Source organism: Dorea sp. D27 (genome assembly GCF_001185345.1).
Taxonomy (GTDB): domain Bacteria; phylum Bacillota; class Clostridia; order Lachnospirales; family Lachnospiraceae; genus Extibacter.
Window position 1 is genome coordinate 47,712 of the sequence record NZ_KQ236748.1, and the last position, 16,485, is coordinate 64,196.

At 48.3% G+C, this 16,485-nt stretch carries 15 protein-coding genes and 1 pseudogene; 3 read left to right on the forward strand and 13 right to left on the reverse strand.

Annotated elements, in window-relative coordinates:
* Positions 1-240 (forward strand): annotated as a pseudogene (locus HMPREF0980_RS17670) (ribose-phosphate pyrophosphokinase); the annotation flags it as partial.
* Positions 241-1,026: 786 nt separating this feature from the next.
* On the opposite strand, the gene HMPREF0980_RS17675 reads toward HMPREF0980_RS17670, so the two are convergent.
* The 7 genes from HMPREF0980_RS17675 to HMPREF0980_RS17705 are packed head-to-tail and all read right to left on the reverse strand — an operon-like array spanning position 1,027 to position 8,115.
* Positions 1,027-1,986, reverse strand: a complete 960-nt coding sequence (locus HMPREF0980_RS17675; protein ID WP_049730401.1) for a sugar phosphate isomerase/epimerase family protein — start codon at positions 1,984-1,986, stop codon at positions 1,027-1,029.
* 25 nt (positions 1,987-2,011) lie between these two features.
* Positions 2,012-2,950, reverse strand: a complete 939-nt coding sequence (locus HMPREF0980_RS17680) for a sugar phosphate isomerase/epimerase family protein (protein WP_049730402.1) — start codon at positions 2,948-2,950, stop codon at positions 2,012-2,014.
* Between the two features lie 17 nt (positions 2,951-2,967).
* Positions 2,968-3,831, reverse strand: coding sequence for a carbohydrate ABC transporter permease (locus HMPREF0980_RS17685; protein WP_084002942.1), 864 nt, complete (start codon positions 3,829-3,831; stop codon positions 2,968-2,970).
* Positions 3,798-4,694 carry a carbohydrate ABC transporter permease gene (locus HMPREF0980_RS17690; protein ID WP_049730404.1) on the reverse strand — a complete coding sequence of 299 codons (897 nt, stop codon included), beginning with the start codon at positions 4,692-4,694 and terminating at the stop codon, positions 3,798-3,800. The genes HMPREF0980_RS17685 and HMPREF0980_RS17690 overlap by 34 nt, the downstream gene beginning before the upstream one ends.
* Before the next feature lie 47 nt (positions 4,695-4,741).
* The gene (locus HMPREF0980_RS17695) at positions 4,742-6,028 is read right to left on the reverse strand and encodes an ABC transporter substrate-binding protein (protein WP_049730405.1); all 1,287 of its coding nucleotides are present in this window, start codon (positions 6,026-6,028) and stop codon (positions 4,742-4,744) included.
* A 27-nt stretch (positions 6,029-6,055) separates the two neighbouring features.
* A complete protein-coding gene (locus tag HMPREF0980_RS17700; RefSeq protein WP_049730406.1) occupies positions 6,056-7,192 on the reverse strand; it encodes a Gfo/Idh/MocA family protein in 1,137 nt (378 codons plus the stop codon).
* A complete protein-coding gene (locus HMPREF0980_RS17705; RefSeq protein ID WP_049730407.1) occupies positions 7,189-8,115 on the reverse strand; it encodes a sugar phosphate isomerase/epimerase family protein in 927 nt (308 codons plus the stop codon). The genes HMPREF0980_RS17700 and HMPREF0980_RS17705 overlap by 4 nt, the downstream gene beginning before the upstream one ends.
* A 188-nt stretch (positions 8,116-8,303) precedes the next feature.
* Here HMPREF0980_RS17705 and HMPREF0980_RS17710 point away from each other — a divergent pair, with 188 nt between their 5' ends.
* On the forward strand, positions 8,304-9,329 hold the full coding sequence (locus HMPREF0980_RS17710; RefSeq protein ID WP_049730408.1) for a LacI family DNA-binding transcriptional regulator: 1,026 nt from the start codon (positions 8,304-8,306) through the stop codon (positions 9,327-9,329).
* 89 nt (positions 9,330-9,418) lie between these two features.
* On the opposite strand, the gene HMPREF0980_RS17715 is transcribed toward HMPREF0980_RS17710, so the two are convergent.
* The 6 genes from HMPREF0980_RS17715 to HMPREF0980_RS19540 all read right to left on the reverse strand — a co-directional run bounded on the left by HMPREF0980_RS17715 (position 9,419) and on the right by HMPREF0980_RS19540 (position 15,732).
* On the reverse strand, positions 9,419-10,966 hold the full coding sequence (locus HMPREF0980_RS17715; protein ID WP_049730409.1) for an ATP-binding protein: 1,548 nt from the start codon (positions 10,964-10,966) through the stop codon (positions 9,419-9,421).
* Positions 10,963-12,024 carry a metallophosphoesterase family protein gene (locus HMPREF0980_RS17720; protein ID WP_084002946.1) on the reverse strand — a complete coding sequence of 354 codons (1,062 nt, stop codon included), beginning with the start codon at positions 12,022-12,024 and terminating at the stop codon, positions 10,963-10,965. Before HMPREF0980_RS17720 ends, HMPREF0980_RS17715 begins: the two co-directional genes overlap by 4 nt.
* Positions 11,930-13,168, reverse strand: a complete 1,239-nt coding sequence (locus HMPREF0980_RS17725) for a sensor histidine kinase (protein ID WP_049730410.1) — start codon at positions 13,166-13,168, stop codon at positions 11,930-11,932. The genes HMPREF0980_RS17720 and HMPREF0980_RS17725 overlap by 95 nt, the downstream gene beginning before the upstream one ends.
* Positions 13,158-13,847, reverse strand: a complete 690-nt coding sequence (gene vanR / locus HMPREF0980_RS17730) for a VanR-ABDEGLN family response regulator transcription factor (RefSeq protein WP_049730411.1) — start codon at positions 13,845-13,847, stop codon at positions 13,158-13,160. Before vanR ends, HMPREF0980_RS17725 begins: the two co-directional genes overlap by 11 nt.
* 18 nt (positions 13,848-13,865) lie before the next feature.
* A complete protein-coding gene (gene asnS / locus HMPREF0980_RS17735; RefSeq protein ID WP_049730412.1) occupies positions 13,866-15,257 on the reverse strand; it encodes an asparagine--tRNA ligase in 1,392 nt (463 codons plus the stop codon).
* A 379-nt stretch (positions 15,258-15,636) separates the two neighbouring features.
* Positions 15,637-15,732, reverse strand: coding sequence for a putative holin-like toxin (locus HMPREF0980_RS19540; RefSeq protein ID WP_117772165.1), 96 nt, complete (start codon positions 15,730-15,732; stop codon positions 15,637-15,639).
* A 238-nt stretch (positions 15,733-15,970) separates the two neighbouring features.
* On the opposite strand from HMPREF0980_RS19540, the gene HMPREF0980_RS17740 reads away from it, so the two are divergent.
* On the forward strand, positions 15,971-16,462 hold the full coding sequence (locus HMPREF0980_RS17740) for a QueT transporter family protein (protein ID WP_049730413.1): 492 nt from the start codon (positions 15,971-15,973) through the stop codon (positions 16,460-16,462).
* Positions 16,463-16,485: the final 23 nt, after the last annotated feature.

A 16,485-nucleotide genomic window follows, 5' to 3' on the forward strand; every position in this document is an offset into this window, starting at 1 on the left:
ATGGACAAGTTTGACAAAGCTTATGAAGATGGACTCTTTGACGCCATCCTGACGACCAACCTAATCTACCAGACACCGGAACTGCTGGAGAAGCCATACTACATCAGCTGTGATATGAGCAAATATATTGCCCTAATGATAGATACGCTGAACCATGACGGTTCTATCAGCAGCATTCTAGACCCGAACGAAAGGATACAGAATGTAATCCAGAAATATGGCCGCGGTGAAGACATATAATGTGAGTTTAAGTAAATTAGGACGCCGCTGGGGAGGCATGGAACATCTGCTCCGATGCGTCCGGGAACTGCGACTATCACACAGATTCCTATGCCTGTGGAATGTTCGCCGATAGCGGCTCACACCCCACGGGCCAAGGAATCTGGTGAGGATTCTCCGTCCCTCCCGCTTACACCTTCGCATCTGTCCCCTGTCTCCCCAGCGGCTATCTACTTTACTGGCACGGCGGGGATGGCTGTGTGACGCTGCTGGAGGCCGGAAGGAATTTATCTGTGCCGGTATATAAATAAAAAGGCTGAGCGAGTGAAAACCTTCGGCGAAATGGAATTATAATTATAATGAGAAAGAGCCGGTATCAGGTACAGGGCTGTTATGTGAGATAACATTCCTTGCCTGACTCCGGCTCTTCTTGCAGCAACGGCGTGCACGCCTCGCTGCAAACGTTTAACTACGATAATATACAACGTTCTAAACTGTATGTGCTGCTTACGTTAAGCTTGCTATCATTTGCCATCTAGCTGACGCAGCCAGCGTTCATCCGCTGGCCAGTAATGTTACACGGCCGCTCACGCCCTTGTTGGTAAAGTAGATAGCGTGCGGGGAGCCGGGTGGGAGATGCGCAGGTGTAAGCGGAAGAGGAGGAGAATCCTTTCCGTAGCCCTTATCCTGCGGGATGTAAGCCGCTATCGGCGCGCATTCCGCAGGGTTAGGGATACGTGAAATAGTCGGATCCTCGGACGCATCGAAGCATCTGCCACCCGGCTCCCCGCACGCCGCCCACTTTACTTAAACCCCCATTTTCCTTTTCAAATACGCCAGCGCTTCCCTTACATTCTCTTCCTTATCGGCATCATTCAGCCATTCAAGGGAAATGTATCCGTCGTAGCCTGTCTCATCGAGCGCCTCCAGAATACCGGACCAGTCACAGATACCGGCACCCACCGGCAAGTTATAGCAGGCGAGGCCATCTCCGTCACAGGCCCGCACATGCGTCAGCCTGCTGCCGTACTTATGGATGGCCCACGGAAGTATCTCCCGCTGGATAAATGCCTGCGCGGTACTGAACGATACGCTCATGTAATCCCCTTCCAGATGCTTCAGCATACGGAGCATCGTGTCTGTATGAGGCGTCATCGTGTTGTAGCGGTTTTCTATCCTGCATCGTATCCCCTCCCTGCGCGCGGTTTCTTCAGCACGTTTCATACCCGCGATAAAATTGCCCCAGTACGTCTCCCATTCAAAGTTATCGGGAAAATAAAGCCGGAACTTCGCGTCAAATCTCCACCCTTCCACGCTTCTCGTCTCACCGCCTGGAAGAACCATGTCAGGAAGGTTCAGATAATAGTATTCCGGCAGCGTCGCCGTTGTCCTCACCTTGATGTCTCCTTCCGGGCAGGGGGATACGAAGGAAACCGCGCCGGCACCGAGCTGCTTTGCCAGCCGGCAGACCCTTCCGAGGTTCTCTATCGCCTTGTCCTGCTCCTCGCGGCAGAGGCTTGCAAGACCTCCTATCATATTCTGGAACATACATACCTGTATCAGTTCAAGCCCGCTGCTATTTAACAGCCCTTTCATATGAGCGGTTGTCTTATCTGTCCAATATTCCACCAGCTCTCTCTCATCGTCAACCATGAGCTCTATCCCGTCAAATCCGGCCTCTGCAACCTTTCTTACCGCCTCATCATAGGGCGCGTGATAATCCGGTTCCATCAGAGTCCAGACTGTGCATCCAAATTTTACTGCCATATTATGTTCTCCTTTCACCGGTCATTTACGCATCAATCAGCGTCCTCAGATATTGCAGCGCTTCCGTACAATGTCTCGTCTTCTCCGAGTCGTGGGCCCACTCCAGAGACAGGTATCCGTCGTATCCGATATTCTTCAGCGACTTGATAACCGCCTCCCAGTCAGTATTGCCATAACCTACCGGAAGATTGTACGCCGCCAGACCGTCACCGTCCCGCATATGGACATGATACAGGCGTCTTCCATATTTATGGATGGACCATGGAAGGTACTCCCTCTGCAGATATGCCCAGACCGTGTCGAGATTTGCTCCGATATTGTCTTCTCCTACCTCCTCACAGAGACGTATCACCGAATCTGTATGAGGGGTCATCGTATTGGCATGGTTTTCAATTGCGAGCCTGAAGCCGTACTCCTTAGCCGTCCGCGTCACCTGGCGCACCGCGTCTACATGGCTTTCCCAGTACCGCTCCCAATCAAAGGGTTTCGGAAACTTATATTTCAGTTTTGTCTGAAATGTCTGCAGCGCGCGGATTCTCGGATCCACTCCCGGTACATTTATATAGTAATACTCCGGCAGATACGAATTGGGCGCCGTTATGACGTCCGGCCACGGGGATACAAAGTTCACGATGCTGCACCCTAAGTCTGCACTGATCTCACACCCCGCTTTAAAGGCATCTACAGAACGTCTTATCCTTTGTTCATCCAGGCTTGCCAGTCCATCCATCACGTTTTGAAACATGGCGAACTGGGATACTTCCAGCCCATAATGGCCCAGCATACGCTTAATTTCTTTTCTCTTTTCAGGTGTCCAATACCCTTTTATATCCTCAAAGTCCCGAAGGATGAGTTCTATCCCGTCGAACCCAAGTTCCCCGACAGAGCGGATTGCCCCTTCATATGGAGGATTATGGGCCGGCTCCGTCCACGTCCAGGCCGCACAGCCTACTTTCATTGCCATATCTTTACTCCTTTTTTCTATTCTTTGACTGCTCCCGACATGTTGTCCACAAAATAATTCTGTACGAGCGTAAATAAGAGTACCGCGGGAACAGCTATCAGCGTACAGGTCGCCATCATCCCGCCCCAGTCCGTGCTTCGCATGCCGACGAAGCTTTGCAGCCCGATGGGGAGCGTATATTTATCCGGCGTCGTGATAAGGTTCACGGCAAACATAAATTCCTGCCAGGCCTGTACGAATACATAGATTGCAGTACACACGATGCCGGGCATCCCAAGGGGAAGCAGAATCTTAAAGAATGCCTTCGTCGGGCCGGCACCATCTATACTGGCCGATTCAAATAATTCCTTCGGTATGCCCGTAAAGTGCCCTGTCATCAGAATCAGGGCGATAGGAATCCCGGTTATGGATGCAGTATACGTCAATATGAGCGAAGCGTAAGTGTTTTGAATTCCCATCATCCGATAAATCGTCATGAGCGGTACCATCATTGTGATTGTAGGCAGAACCTGCATAATATAGAGCAGGCTGGTCAGCATTTTTGCGGGGGCAAACTTGAAAAAACACATTGCATATGCCGCAAACGCCGCTATGACTACTGTGAGAAGCATGGTCAAAACCGTGACGATAAGACTGTTCTTCAAAAATGTAAGTACGTCATATTCACTGAATGCCGTAACATAATTATCTAATGTAAAAGACTCCGGAAACAGCTTCGGTGGATAAGTCAGTATCTCTTCTTTTGTCTTGAAGGAACTGATGATAATCCAATAGACCGGGAATATAATGATGCCTAGTGTAATGACGAGCGAAATGTACTGCAATATCTTAGTTGTCAGCTTTTTGTTCATGATGCCGTCTCCTTCCTGTACAATTTCCATACGGCCGCCCCTGCCCTGAATACCGCGAAGCAGAGCAGTATTATGACAAGCGCGATGACACTCAGCGCAGTTGCCTGTGCGAAATTAAAGTTCTGGAAACCGGACTGGCGGATGAGATACGGCAATGTTGTCGTGGCGCCGGCCGGCCCTCCATTTGTAAGTATATATATAATGGAAAAAGAATTAAAGGACCATACGAATAAAAGCATCGTACAGCGGCTGAGTATGGGGCCGATCCAGGGCAGCTTGATATAGCGGAAGGACTGCAGCGCGTTAGCGCCGTCCATCTTAGCCGCCTCTATATAGGAATCCGGCACGGCACTTAGCTTGGCATATGTCATCACTGCGACAAAGGGAGCTGTCCTCCATACATTTGCCATGATAACCATTGCCATCGCGAGCACCCCGTCAAAGAAGAAGGATGTGCCGTCCGCTATGAGCCCTGCCTTCTCCAGCAGGTAATAGATCATGCCGGTATCTGAAGAAAACAGCCATTTCCACACATATGCGGTCACTGATTCCGGTATGATCCACGGCATAAGTATAAAAGCCTTGATAAGGATATTACCCTTAATTTTAAAAGTCATGACAACCGCATAGAACATACCGAGCAGCATCGTCAGCCCGACACAGCCGATAATAAAGATAACTGTCAGCCGTATGGCACTCCATGTACCAGGATTGGACAGTACATCCCCGTAATTTTTTATGCCGACAAACCGAAGGTCCTTACCGTTCATGCTGTAGTTCGTAAAGCTGATTCCTATATTCAGCACAAACGGACAGAGCATAAACAGAAATATGAGAATAAAAAACGGGGTACTGTACAAATATGGCATGATGTTATTTAATTTTTTTCTCAAAGTCATCCTCTCCTGCCATAAGGGCCGTACGAGCGGCCCTCTCTGTTTTATTTATTATCGTCAATTACTTTTTGTATCGTATCGTCTGCCAGCTTTGCCGCGTCGGCAAGAGGTGTCTTATCGTCAAATGTAATCTGCTGGAATACAGGCAGGAACGCCGTGGTCATCTCGCTTCTCAGCTGGAAGCCTACCGGTGATATGGCAACGCCATACTCCATCAGATCCTGGAATGCAGGATAATAGCTCTTCTGCTCTTCTGTAAAATAATCTTCCGCATCTTTTCTTCCGCTCAAACCTGCTGTCATCTTACCCGCATTTTCTGGATCAGCCTTGTATTCCAGGAATTTAAATGCCATATCTTTATTTTTTGAGTTGGCAAAGACTCCAAGGTTCCAGCCGCTCATAAGTGCCACCTGGCTGCCGGAACCTTTCGGGAACGGCGCAGTTACAAGCTTGCTTCTCACATCATCATTTAAGGCGTCATACATCCATGCTCCCCCGATAGTACAGCCGGCACGTTCTGAATTGAGCGCTTCGTACATTGCCGTATCGTCCATGGTTGCCAGCGTGTCTCCATCAATCGTGGCGAAGATTTTTCTGACATTTTCAATCCATTTTTCTCCTGTGGCATTGTTGAGGTCTGCTTTCCAGTCCTCTCCGTCCTCTTTCACGAACGCTCCACCGTCCGTGAAGAGGAACAGCCCCATGAGCTGGCACGGAATTGCAGTTGAATTATAGCGCAGTGCCAGCGGAAGATAATCTTTTGCCTCCGCTTTCTGGCAGTAATCGATGAACTCGTCAATCGTGGCCGGTGGATTCTCAAAGCCGAGGTCTTTTAAGATGTCTGCGTTATAGATTGTCGTCTGCACATCGGCTACCTGAGGTATCGCATATACCGAATCATCCACTGTGTTCCTTTCAATGGCAGAGTCTATAAAATCATCGAACTTCAGAGTCTCCGACTTTTCTTCGTATTTGTCCAGCGGCTCCAGCACTCCGGCTCTTGCCATCTGCGCGACAAAGTCCGTCTCCACAAACACGGCGTCAAAGTCATCTCCGCCGCTGGCAGATACATTCATCAGCTTCTGATGGAGCTCAGCATATGGTGTCTCGACAAAGTTGACTTTTACGTTATACTTATCTTCAAAGCCTTTGATATTCTCGGTAATCAATCCACCGTCCGTGCCTTCCGTACTTCCGTCAATAAGAATGGTCAAAGTCTCTTTCCCATCTTTTTTGTCCTCTTTTGCACTTTCCTTCTTACCACACCCTGCCGCACATGCAGCGACCATAGTCATTATGAGCGCGGCACTGATCAGTTTCTTCCCTTTCATAATAAATCTCCTTTCCTTGTACCTCAGTTACTCTATGTCAATCCAGCAATTTTTTAAATTGCTTTCATAACATGCTTCCACTATCTTCGCCACATAATGACCCTGTTTAAAATCTGCGTACCGGTACGGGCTTCCCGGCTGTCGTACAGAGTGATAGAAATCCTTCAGAGAATTTGCCAGCGCATCTGTCCATCCTGCAGGATGACCGCCTGGCAGCGTGGCCTCTGCCGCGGCATACTCTGTCAGATATTTGCGGTCTGCGTATAACAGTTCATTTCCCTGTTCCCTCTTTCCTATAAGAAGTCTGTCCGGCCTTTCCTGTTCCCATTCCAACGATTCCTTATTTCCACTGATGAGAATTTTCATACCGTTCTTTTTTCCCGCACATACCTGGCTGATATTAAGCGTTCCTAACATGCCGTCATCCATCTTGAAAAGTATTGCGGCGGCATCCTCCGTCTCCACATTGACCCGCCTGCCTCCGCCTTCTTTCCTGCCTTCAGAAAATGTGCCCCCGCCCTCATGATGTATGCGTTCCGGGTATAGTGTAAAATATCTCGCATATACAGATGTAATCTTCCTGCCTGTTATAAACTGCAAAGCATCAAAGCAGTGAGATCCTATATCGCCTGTGGCTCTTGAATCACCTCCTGTTTCCTTGCCGATCCGCCAGTCGAAATCCGTCTCATACAGCAGCCAGTCCTGGAGATACTCGGCCTGTATGTGGCTTGTCCTGCCAAGCCTTCCCTCCTGTATCCGCCCCTTCATCTCATGAACCATCACATGATTGCGGTAATTAAAATTGACGGCTGAACAGATACCCTCAGCCTCTGCCATAGCCGCCAGCTCCCCCGCCTGTGATGGCTTTAGCGTAAGTGGCTTCTCGCTGTAGACATGGCAGCCATGTTCTATGGCAGCTTTGTTAATCTCATAGTGCAGATGGTTCGGAGAACAGTTGTGCAGGACGTCTATCTCCTCTTTCTCCAGCATCTCGTCGTAATCCGCGTAATAGCCGGAAACGCCATTTTCTTCACACCAGCTTCTGACAGAAGGGTTTGGGTCTGAAACTGCGGCAACTGCCACGTTCGGCAGTCTGCGGACTGCCTCCATATGCTGTCTTCCAATGAACCCCATGCCTGTTATCGCGGCTTTCAACACCTTCATATTTTTCCACCTCCTATAAACTGCGACAGATAATTACGGCTTGTGAGAAGTGCCTCTTTGACTCCTTCGGGAGAGTGCTCGTAAGCCTTGTCTTCTATCTCGATGCAGGCTGCCCCTCTGTAACCGATGTCGAGAAGTGCTGCTATATATCCGCCCCAATCTACATCTCCATGTCCCGGTATTCTAGGTGTCATGTACTGCAGCGGCGGTGCCATCACTCCCACGTCAGCCAGTCTGTCCTCATGTAGCTGGATATCTTTGTAGTGGACATGGAATATCTTGTCCCGGAACTCATAAATCGGGCGAATGTAGTCCATCTTCTGCCAGATAAAGTGTGACGGGTCATAATTCAGCCCGAGGTAATCGCTCGGCAGAATAGAAAAGAGCTGTCTCCATATTGCCGGCGTGGATGCCAGGTTTTTTCCGCCCGGCCACTCATCTGAAGTAAAAATCATCGGGCAGTTTTCTATCGCTATACGCACCTTTCTATCTTCTGCAATCCTTATGATAGGTTCCCACACCTTTTCAAACTCTTTCAAGTTGTCTTCAACGCTTCTGTCTGTCATCCTGCCGATAAATGTTGAAACCATATGAATCCCCAAGTCCGCGGACGCGCTTATAAGTCTTTTCAGGTGCCGGATTGCATATGCCCTCTTTTCGAGGTCCCCATCCATCATGTTCGGATAGTATGCAAGTGATGAGATTTCTACCCCCCTCTCCCTGCAATAGCCGAGCACATAATCTATCCGTGCATCATCCAGGCTGTCCGCATCGATATGCGTGACACCGGCATATCTCCGGTCGGCCCTGCCGCGTGGCCAGCAGGCCATCTCCACACAGGAAAAGCCATTCTGCCCGGCAAAGTCTACCACCTCCTCGAAGCTGAGCCCTTCAAGTGCTGCGCTTACAAATCCTTGTCTCATTTCTGTTCCCTTCTTTTTACGTAAATTTTTCATATTTTTTGTAAAATATTATGTTTTTATTATAACAATATTGACAGATATTTCAACATCTTTTATAATATTCGTATAATTGTTGTTTCGTTTCTCCTTTTTTTAGTATATTTTGCACAAATTCACGTAAAAATTTTACATATCCAGAAAGGAGTATCATGGGTTCTTACAAGAAAATTACTATTTCACAGATAGCGGAGGCCGCGCACGTCTCAGTGGCTACGGTCTCCAGGCTCATCAACAAGACGGGCTATGTCAAGCCCGAGACAAGGAAAAAAATACTGGATGCCATGGATGAGCTGGACTTTCATCAGAAAAACCCGGATGTAATCAAAAACACCAACTCTATCCTCGTATGTCTTCCGGATTTCCACAATCCATTCAACGGCGACGTCATAGACGGTATCCAGTCTGTAGCGCTGAGCCGGGGTTATCAGACATTTTATTACGAGGCGAAAGATTTTAAGAATGCGTTGACTGATTATGAAAACATCCTGAAGAAGCATCTTTTTTCTGGTATACTGCTCGTCCACAATGTGGTGGACCTGGAACTTCTGGACGACTTGCGCCTCCGTTATCCTGTAGTTATGTGTTCGGAGCACTGCGATAAGTCAAATGTATCCTTTGTCTCCATAGATGATAATATCGCGGCCCAGAACGCCATCAACTATCTCATCACTATCGGGCGTACCAAAATAGCGTTTATCAACAGTATGCTGAAAAACAACTACGCAAAGCATCGTGAAAAAGGAGTTCTGCATGCGCTGAAGCACGCGGGCCTAACGCTGAATCTGGACTGGATTGCCCATATCGCAGATATCAACTTTGACATGGCCGTATCTGCTGCTACGAGCATGTTGTCAATGGCGGAACGTCCGGACGCCTTTTTCTGCGTCTCTGACGTATATGCGGCGGCCGTCATCAAAGCGGCGAACGGGCTGCACCTGCGTGTGCCGGAGGATGTGGCAGTCATGGGCTTTGACAATATCAGCCTGTCAACCATGACCGTTCCTTCCCTCACGACAATCAGCCAGCCCAGCTTCCAGATTGGCCAGCAGTCGTGTGATATCCTCATCAACCAGATAGAAAATCCGGCCAGCGCAATCAAACACGTCATACTGAACACAGAACTTGTCATCCGTGATTCGACAGGACACCGGGCTGCTCAGGGGTCGGATAAATAAAAGCCGGAGCCAGACACGGGGATGTTAAGTAACATAACATTCCCGCGCCTGATTCCGGCCCATCATTCGAACCTTTATATTACGCAAGCCTAACATTTACAGAATCTGACGCCCATCTTGTCCAGCAAGCGCTCCTCCCGTTTCTGGCAAGTAAAAATAATCACCTGCCTTTTACTTCCCGCCAGCCACCTCAACGTGTTCTCCAGCCTCGCATCATCGTAGTACACGAATGTATCATCCAGGATTACCGGGTATTCTTCCTCATACAGGAGATCCGCCGACGCCATACGGAGCGCAAAGTATGTCTGCTCGATAGTTCCGCGGCTCACCTGTTCCACAGGTATCTTCTTGCCGTCAGAGATGAGGTTCATATGTAGATTGTCTTCAACCACGAGCTTCGTATACTTGCCGTCTGTAATTATATTCATAATCTCCGACGCCTTTTCATCCAGACGCTGTTCCAGCTCTTCCTGCATCTTCGCAGCAAGTCCGTTGATTTTCTCCATGGCAAGCCTGACGGCCTGTATATCTCTGTCTTGTTCCCTGGACATATCGCTTACCTCGTCCAGCTCTTCAAGCTGTTCCTTCAGATTATCGTACTGCACCCGCCTCTCCCGGAGCTCTTCTCCCACATGGTTCAGCTCCCACCTGAGCTTTTCCAGCGGTATCTTCTCTTCCTCGGGCGTTATCTCTTCCAGAATCATCTCAGGCTCCGTCTTTACCGTCCCTTTTTCCACCTTCATACGGTTCCATACATAGATTCCGCATAAAAGAAAAAGTATAATTGCCACAAGATAGTTCCATGGTTTCGGAATGAGGGCAAAGGCAATTATGACGAATACCGCGAACAGGGCGATTTCAAGCGGATGTATCCGCCATTTGTTCGGACGCAGCTCATCGAGGACACGCTTATTCTCCGGCTCTTCCCGTCTGCGGTCCTCCTTCTCCTGCCTGTACTCCAGTTCCTGGCTGATGCGCTCCTGCTCGTCCTCCAGGCGATGGACGTCACGCCATACATACGATGCCTCCAGCTCAATCTTCTCTCTTCTGCGGCGCTTGTCCTCCAACGCCTCCTTTGCCTCGCGCTCCTGTTCCCGCAGTCTCGCCTTCAACGCACCCGTCGCCTTTTCAAGATGGATATCACTGTTGCCGGTGGCGTAGTAATTTGACGCATAGTTCTTTAGTTCGGCCGCAAGCGGCTGCCCCGGTTCTGCTTTCAGCTGGCCTATGGATACCGTGTTCTCATAGCCGGATTGGGTAAGCCCCCCAAGAATCATCTCCAGGTCCCCATCGGCTACAGACAGCTCTTCCCCATCATCTTCGCATATAAGCTCAGCATTCCTTTGATACTTGTCAAAGTTCCTGCTGAGGGAGAAACGCTTCCCTCCGCTTTCAAACTTCAGCATGCCGGAATAATAGTTTGGATTCTCCCACGGTTCGTATATGCTGAACGTGTCATTTAAAGAAGCTCTCCCCCGCCCCCGTTCAAGCCCGAACAGCATGCTTTTTATAAACGTATGTATCGTGGACTTCCCTGATTCATTCTCCCCATAGAACAGATTGATGCCGCCGGTAAGCTCTACGTCTTTGTCTTTCATTTTCCCAAAATTCTTTATAATCAGTTGTTGAATTCTCATTTAAAGCCTCTTCTCGTCTCCATCAATGCCTGTACGCCCTCACAGAGAGCACGGTACTCGATGCTTTCCTTATCTCTGTTATACAGATCCTGGATGAACTTGCCAAGGAGATTTCCCTTGTTCTGTTCATAAAGTTTATCGAAATCATACGCAGGTTTCGTATTATCTACAATCTCAACGATATTTCCGTAAGAATCCATATTCGTCAGATCAAATAATATCTCCGGGTCCCGCTGTCCTGTCAAAGTTATTTTAAATATGTTATGGATACCATTGCCTTCCACTGCATGCTGTATCGCCTCGCGCACACCATATCCAGCCATATCCTCCGTCACCGGAATGTCCAGATGGACATACTCTCTCATGGCGCAGGGGATAAAAGTTGTCCTGCAGGAATCCCCAGTTATCTCCCCCATGATATATCCATGCTTTCCTGTGTCATTTTTATCAATCGGTTCCGGCGCTCCGCTGAAGTATGCCCTGTCCGGAACGAGCTCCTGTGGCTTATGGATATGCCCGAAAGCTGCATAGTCATACCCAAGGGCGGCGATATCCCCGGCCTTGAACGGTATGTGCTTCTCGTCACCCCCATGGGCCAGCAGAATCTCATATTTCTGCTTTTTCAATGGATATGCCGTGTCATAAGCTCTTTTCGTATTTTCTTTCTGCACATAGCTCAGTCCGTATACAGCCAGTTTCAGCCGCGGTATTTCCACGCAGGTAATGTCTTCGCTTTGGATCATATGCACGTTTTCCGCCCAGGAAAAGGTCCGGTAATACGAATCCTTTTTCAGATAATCATGGTTTCCCGCTATGATAAATATGTCGGTATCAGGTATTCCCGCAAATAGAAAGTTTACTTCTTTTAACTCTCTGAGAAGCGGCTGCCGGTGGAACAAATCGCCCGCAATCAGAAGGATGTCCGCCTCTTCCTCCCTGCACTTTTCGATTATGCCGGCAAAACTATTCCATATCTCCTGTGTCCTGCTTTTGCTGTACGCGCTTCCTGCGTCCGGACTTGCTCCTAAATGTACGTCTGCGATGTGTATGAACTTCATCTGCTGCTCCTTCTTCCTCCATGTTCTTAGACGGCAGCGTCACGATAAACTGCGTCTTTATGTCATCACTTTTCGCACGGATCAATCCTCCGTGAAGTTCAACGATTTCCTTTGCTATTGCCAGGCCCAGGCCTGCGCCTCCGGTGCCGCTCAATCTGGAACCGTCCACCCTGTAGAATTTTTCAAATATCGTCTGAAGCATCGTCCCTGGAATTTTATCACCTTCATTGGTAAATATTATCTCGATATCTCCCCGCTTCATCTGTGCGCTGATCTGTATCTTCGTGTAATCATAGCAGTATGCTATCGCATTCCTTAACAAGTTGTCAAAGACGCGCGCCAGCTTATCCGGGTCTCCATATACTACCAGATTCTCTTCTACCTGTACTTCACATGTGAGCTGCTTCTCCTGCAGCACTCCGTAGAGTTCGTCTGCCAGCTGCTCAAGCATCATGGACAGGTTGATTTCAATCGGTTCCAGCTCGATATCCTGAAGGTTATACCTCGTAATGTCGAAAAATTCATTGATAAGCTCGCCTAGCCGTATGGACTTTTCAAGCGATACGTGGATATATTTTTCCCGTTCTTCATCTGTCATCTCAGGATGGCTGTCCAGCATCGTCAGATAAGCCACTATGGAGGTGAGAGGTGTCTTCAGGTCGTGGGCCAGGAACACGACGAGGTCATTCTTCTTCTTTTCCCCTTCCACGGCTTCCAGCTCCTGCCGCTTCAGCGTGGCTTTAATCTCATTCAGCCTGATTTCGATTGGCTTCAGTTCTGTGATGAGGTGAATCGGCTCTGTGGAATCCGACAGTATGTTCTCGATGCCCTCGCCTACCTGGTCCAGGTATTTTGTCATCTTTGAAAGCGCAACGTAAAAGAATAACGCAAACAAGAGCAGAAAACCAACTATCATAAAGAAGGTCTTATTGTTTCCAATCAGCCTCCAGTATAAATCGATTGCCGTCTGCTCTTCAATATTCAAATCCATCATGATACGGACGAATGTCTTGGCAAAGCTGTCGTTATAGATACCGTCAATTACATAATTCAGAATAAATCCGCCCACCAAAACAGTCAGTGCCGTGACCAGCACCGTCTGCAGCAGGATACTGAATTTTAACTTCCGATAATTATTCTTCAACCTTATAACCTACTCCCCATACTGTCTTGATGAAATCGGATTTTCCGGTCGGTGCACTCATCTTCTCCCTCAGATGCCTGATATGCACCATCACCGTATTGTTGCTGTTCTTATAGTACTGTTCATTCCACACCTTTTCAAACAGCTCTTCCGAACTGATAACCTTGCCTCTGTTCTCGCAGAGCAGCCAGAGTATATCAAATTCGATAGGTGTAAGCGTGAGAGGAACCTCATTATAGACACACTCATGGGATGTCCGGTTCAGGAAAAGTCCTCCGAAATCCAGGATATCCCCCTCTTCCCTGCTTCCGTCGTTATACTGTGTACACCGCCTCAGCTGTGCCTTCACGCGGGCCACGAGTTCCAGCGGGTTGAACGGCTTTGGAATATAGTCGTCCGCTCCCATCGTAAGCCCGGTTATCTTGTCCATATATTCTGTCTTAGCTGTCAGCATGATGACCGGAAATGTGTGTTTTTCACGAATCTGTTTCAGAATCTGGAATCCGTCTATATCCGGAAGCATAATATCCAGTATCGCCAAATCAATCTTCATGCTGCCAATGTAATCAAGCGCCTCCTGCCCCGTATAGCATTTGTGTACATCGTACTGGTCGCTTTGCAGATAAAGTTCAATTACATCTGCAATTTCCTTTTCATCATCTACTACTAATATATTCATACTTACCCTCCAGGTAACTTACAGCTCGCAGTTGTTGACCGTTCTCGGGAACGGAACGACGTCGCGGATATTGCCCATACCCGTCAGATACATGATACACCGTTCGAATCCGAGCCCGAATCCCGAATGTCTTGTAGAGCCATATCTTCTGAGGTCGAGGTAGAATTCGTAGTCCTCTTCCTTCAAGTCCATCTCCTTCATCCTTGCAAGCAGCTTATCATAATCGTCTTCTCTCTGGCTGCCTCCGATAATCTCCCCGATTCCCGGCACAAGGCAGTCTACCGCCGCAACCGTCCTGCCGTCATCGTTCTGCTTCATATAGAACGCTTTGATTTCTTTCGGGTAATCGGTCACAAATACCGGACGCTTATATACTTCTTCTGTCAGATAGCGTTCGTGCTCTGTCTGTAGATCTGTCCCCCATGACACCTTATATTCAAACTTATCGTTGTTCTTCTCGAGAATCTCTACTGCTTCCGTATATGTGACCCTCGCAAATTCGGAAGATACGACATTTTTCAGCCTGTCAAGGAGTCCCTTGTCCACAAACGAATTAAAGAAATTAATCTCTTCCGGCGCGTTTTCCAGCACGTAATTGATTACGTACTTTAGCATCGCTTCCGCCAGCATCATATCATCGTCCAGATCCGCAAATGCCATCTCCGGCTCAATCATCCAGAATTCCGCGGCGTGACGCGTCGTATTGGAATTCTCTGCCCGGAACGTCGGCCCGAACGTATATATATTGCGGAATGCCTGGGCATATGTCTCACCGTTTAGCTGACCGCTGACTGTCAGGCTCGTCTCCTTGCCGAAGAAGTCCCTGGAATAGTCTACATTTCCCTGCTCGTCCTTTGGTGTATCTTCCAGGTCTAGCGTCGTGACACGGAACATCTCGCCGGCCCCTTCGCAGTCGCTTCCTGTTATAATCGGCGTATGAACGTAGACAAAACCTCTTTCCTGAAAGAATCTGTGAAGTGCATATGCCGTAAGAGAACGCACACGGAATACTGCCTGGAATGTGTTCGTCCTCGGCCGCAGATGTGCTATCGTACGCAGGTATTCAAAGCTGTGGCGCTTCTTCTGAAGCGGATAGTCCGGTGCGGACGCTCCCTCGACCTCGACCTTCTTTGCCTGAATCTCAAACGGCTGCTTTGCCTGCGGCGTAGCTACGAGCGTGCCTGTCACGATGACAGCGGCTCCTACGTTAAGGCGGGATATCTCACCAAAATTATCCATCGTGTCGTGGTACACAACCTGCAGCGGCTCAAAAAAGGTTCCGTCATTGACAACGATAAATCCAAATGCCTTGGAATCCCTGAGGCTGCGCACCCATCCTCCGATTGTAATGTCCTTGTCCAGATATTCTTCTCTCTGTTTATACAATTCTCTTATAGTTATCAAATCCATACTGACTAGCTCCTTTATATTATTCATGTTGTCATTATAACACATCCGTCAAGGAGGGTGAATTGAAATTTACATTAAGCCTAGAATACACGCCGTATTGCCACACCCATTTGTAGAAAGTAGGTGACTAAATGCCAAGTAACGACAAAAAAACTAAATTCCTGCTGCCAGATATGCGTGGCACAATTAATAGTACCTTCGTGAAATGAGCCTGTGATAGCCGTTTACTGCATTTATAGTATTATGATACTTGATGTTTTACTATAAATGTAGTATATTATAGACATAAAGAGAACAACCGCCACACAAAGTGGTAACCAAGATTCAAGTTATACCCAAATGGGTACGCCTATCCTGTCGGCTAACAGGGTAGGCATTTTTATTTTCGCTTATTGTTCCTATCTATGTAGGTAAGCAGCGCAATCAGGAAAATCCCGAATGTCAACATCAAAGAAATTGCGTCCGATATCTCCATCTGCACCACCTCCCCTCTTCTACGAAGTCCGGGAGGCTACCGCCCTGTATACGGTTGTTCTAACCAGAGTGTAGCACAACTCATCCTATCCCTCAACACCATTTTACGGCTTGATTTTCTCTCCCCTTCATGCTATACTACAAATCGCTGTACATACCGTATCCACTGGTCTGGCAGCTGCAAATTACCGTGTGTTCGAGACCTTCCACACGTAAAACAAAACTAAAGGAGAAAGAAAATGAAAAACAAGAATATCTCTACTATGACACAGGCAGCCATGATAGCTGCCATCTATGTGGTGCTCACTTATGTATTCGCACCGTTCTCTTTCGGAGAAGTACAGGTAAGAATCGCAGAAGCGCTTACCATACTGCCACTGTTCACTCCGGCCGCAATTCCCGGCCTATTTGTCGGATGCCTCATCGGGAATATACTCGGCGGCGCCATACTCCCGGACATTATCTTCGGAAGCCTCGCCACCTTGCTTGGGGCCGTATTTACGTACCGGCTGCGGAATAAGAACAAGTTTCTGGCACCAGTACCCCCCATTGCCGCCAATACTGTCATTGTACCATTAGTACTGCGCTTCGGCTACGGCGTCGCCCTGCCGATTCCGTTCATGATGCTGACAGTCGGTATGGGTGAGATCATTTCCTGCGGTGTACTGGGGATGGTTCTCTACTTTGCATTGAATAAATATAAGAATATGGTATTTAAGCCCTGCTGTTAAAATAGGGACACGCCAAAGCGAAA

Coding starts and splice junctions, on each gene's coding strand:
- HMPREF0980_RS17675 (WP_049730401.1), bottom strand. CDS start 1,986: ATGGCAGTAAAATTTGGATGCACAGTCTGGACTCTGATGGAACCGGAT.
- HMPREF0980_RS17695 (WP_049730405.1), bottom strand. CDS start 6,028: ATGAAAGGGAAGAAACTGATCAGTGCCGCGCTCATAATGACTATGGTC.
- HMPREF0980_RS17720 (WP_084002946.1), bottom strand. CDS start 12,024: ATGAAGTTCATACACATCGCAGACGTACATTTAGGAGCAAGTCCGGAC.
- asnS (WP_049730412.1), bottom strand. CDS start 15,257: ATGGATTTGATAACTATAAGAGAATTGTATAAACAGAGAGAAGAATAT.
- HMPREF0980_RS19540 (WP_117772165.1), bottom strand. CDS start 15,732: ATGGAGATATCGGACGCAATTTCTTTGATGTTGACATTCGGGATTTTC.
- HMPREF0980_RS17705 (WP_049730407.1), bottom strand. CDS start 8,115: ATGAGACAAGGATTTGTAAGCGCAGCACTTGAAGGGCTCAGCTTCGAG.
- vanR (WP_049730411.1), bottom strand. CDS start 13,847: ATGAATATATTAGTAGTAGATGATGAAAAGGAAATTGCAGATGTAATT.
- HMPREF0980_RS17685 (WP_084002942.1), bottom strand. CDS start 3,831: ATGGAAATTGTACAGGAAGGAGACGGCATCATGAACAAAAAGCTGACA.
- HMPREF0980_RS17680 (WP_049730402.1), bottom strand. CDS start 2,950: ATGGCAATGAAAGTAGGCTGTGCGGCCTGGACGTGGACGGAGCCGGCC.
- HMPREF0980_RS17700 (WP_049730406.1), bottom strand. CDS start 7,192: ATGAAGGTGTTGAAAGCCGCGATAACAGGCATGGGGTTCATTGGAAGA.
- HMPREF0980_RS17740 (WP_049730413.1), top strand. CDS start 15,971: ATGAAAAACAAGAATATCTCTACTATGACACAGGCAGCCATGATAGCT.
- HMPREF0980_RS17715 (WP_049730409.1), bottom strand. CDS start 10,966: ATGAGAATTCAACAACTGATTATAAAGAATTTTGGGAAAATGAAAGAC.
- HMPREF0980_RS17710 (WP_049730408.1), top strand. CDS start 8,304: ATGGGTTCTTACAAGAAAATTACTATTTCACAGATAGCGGAGGCCGCG.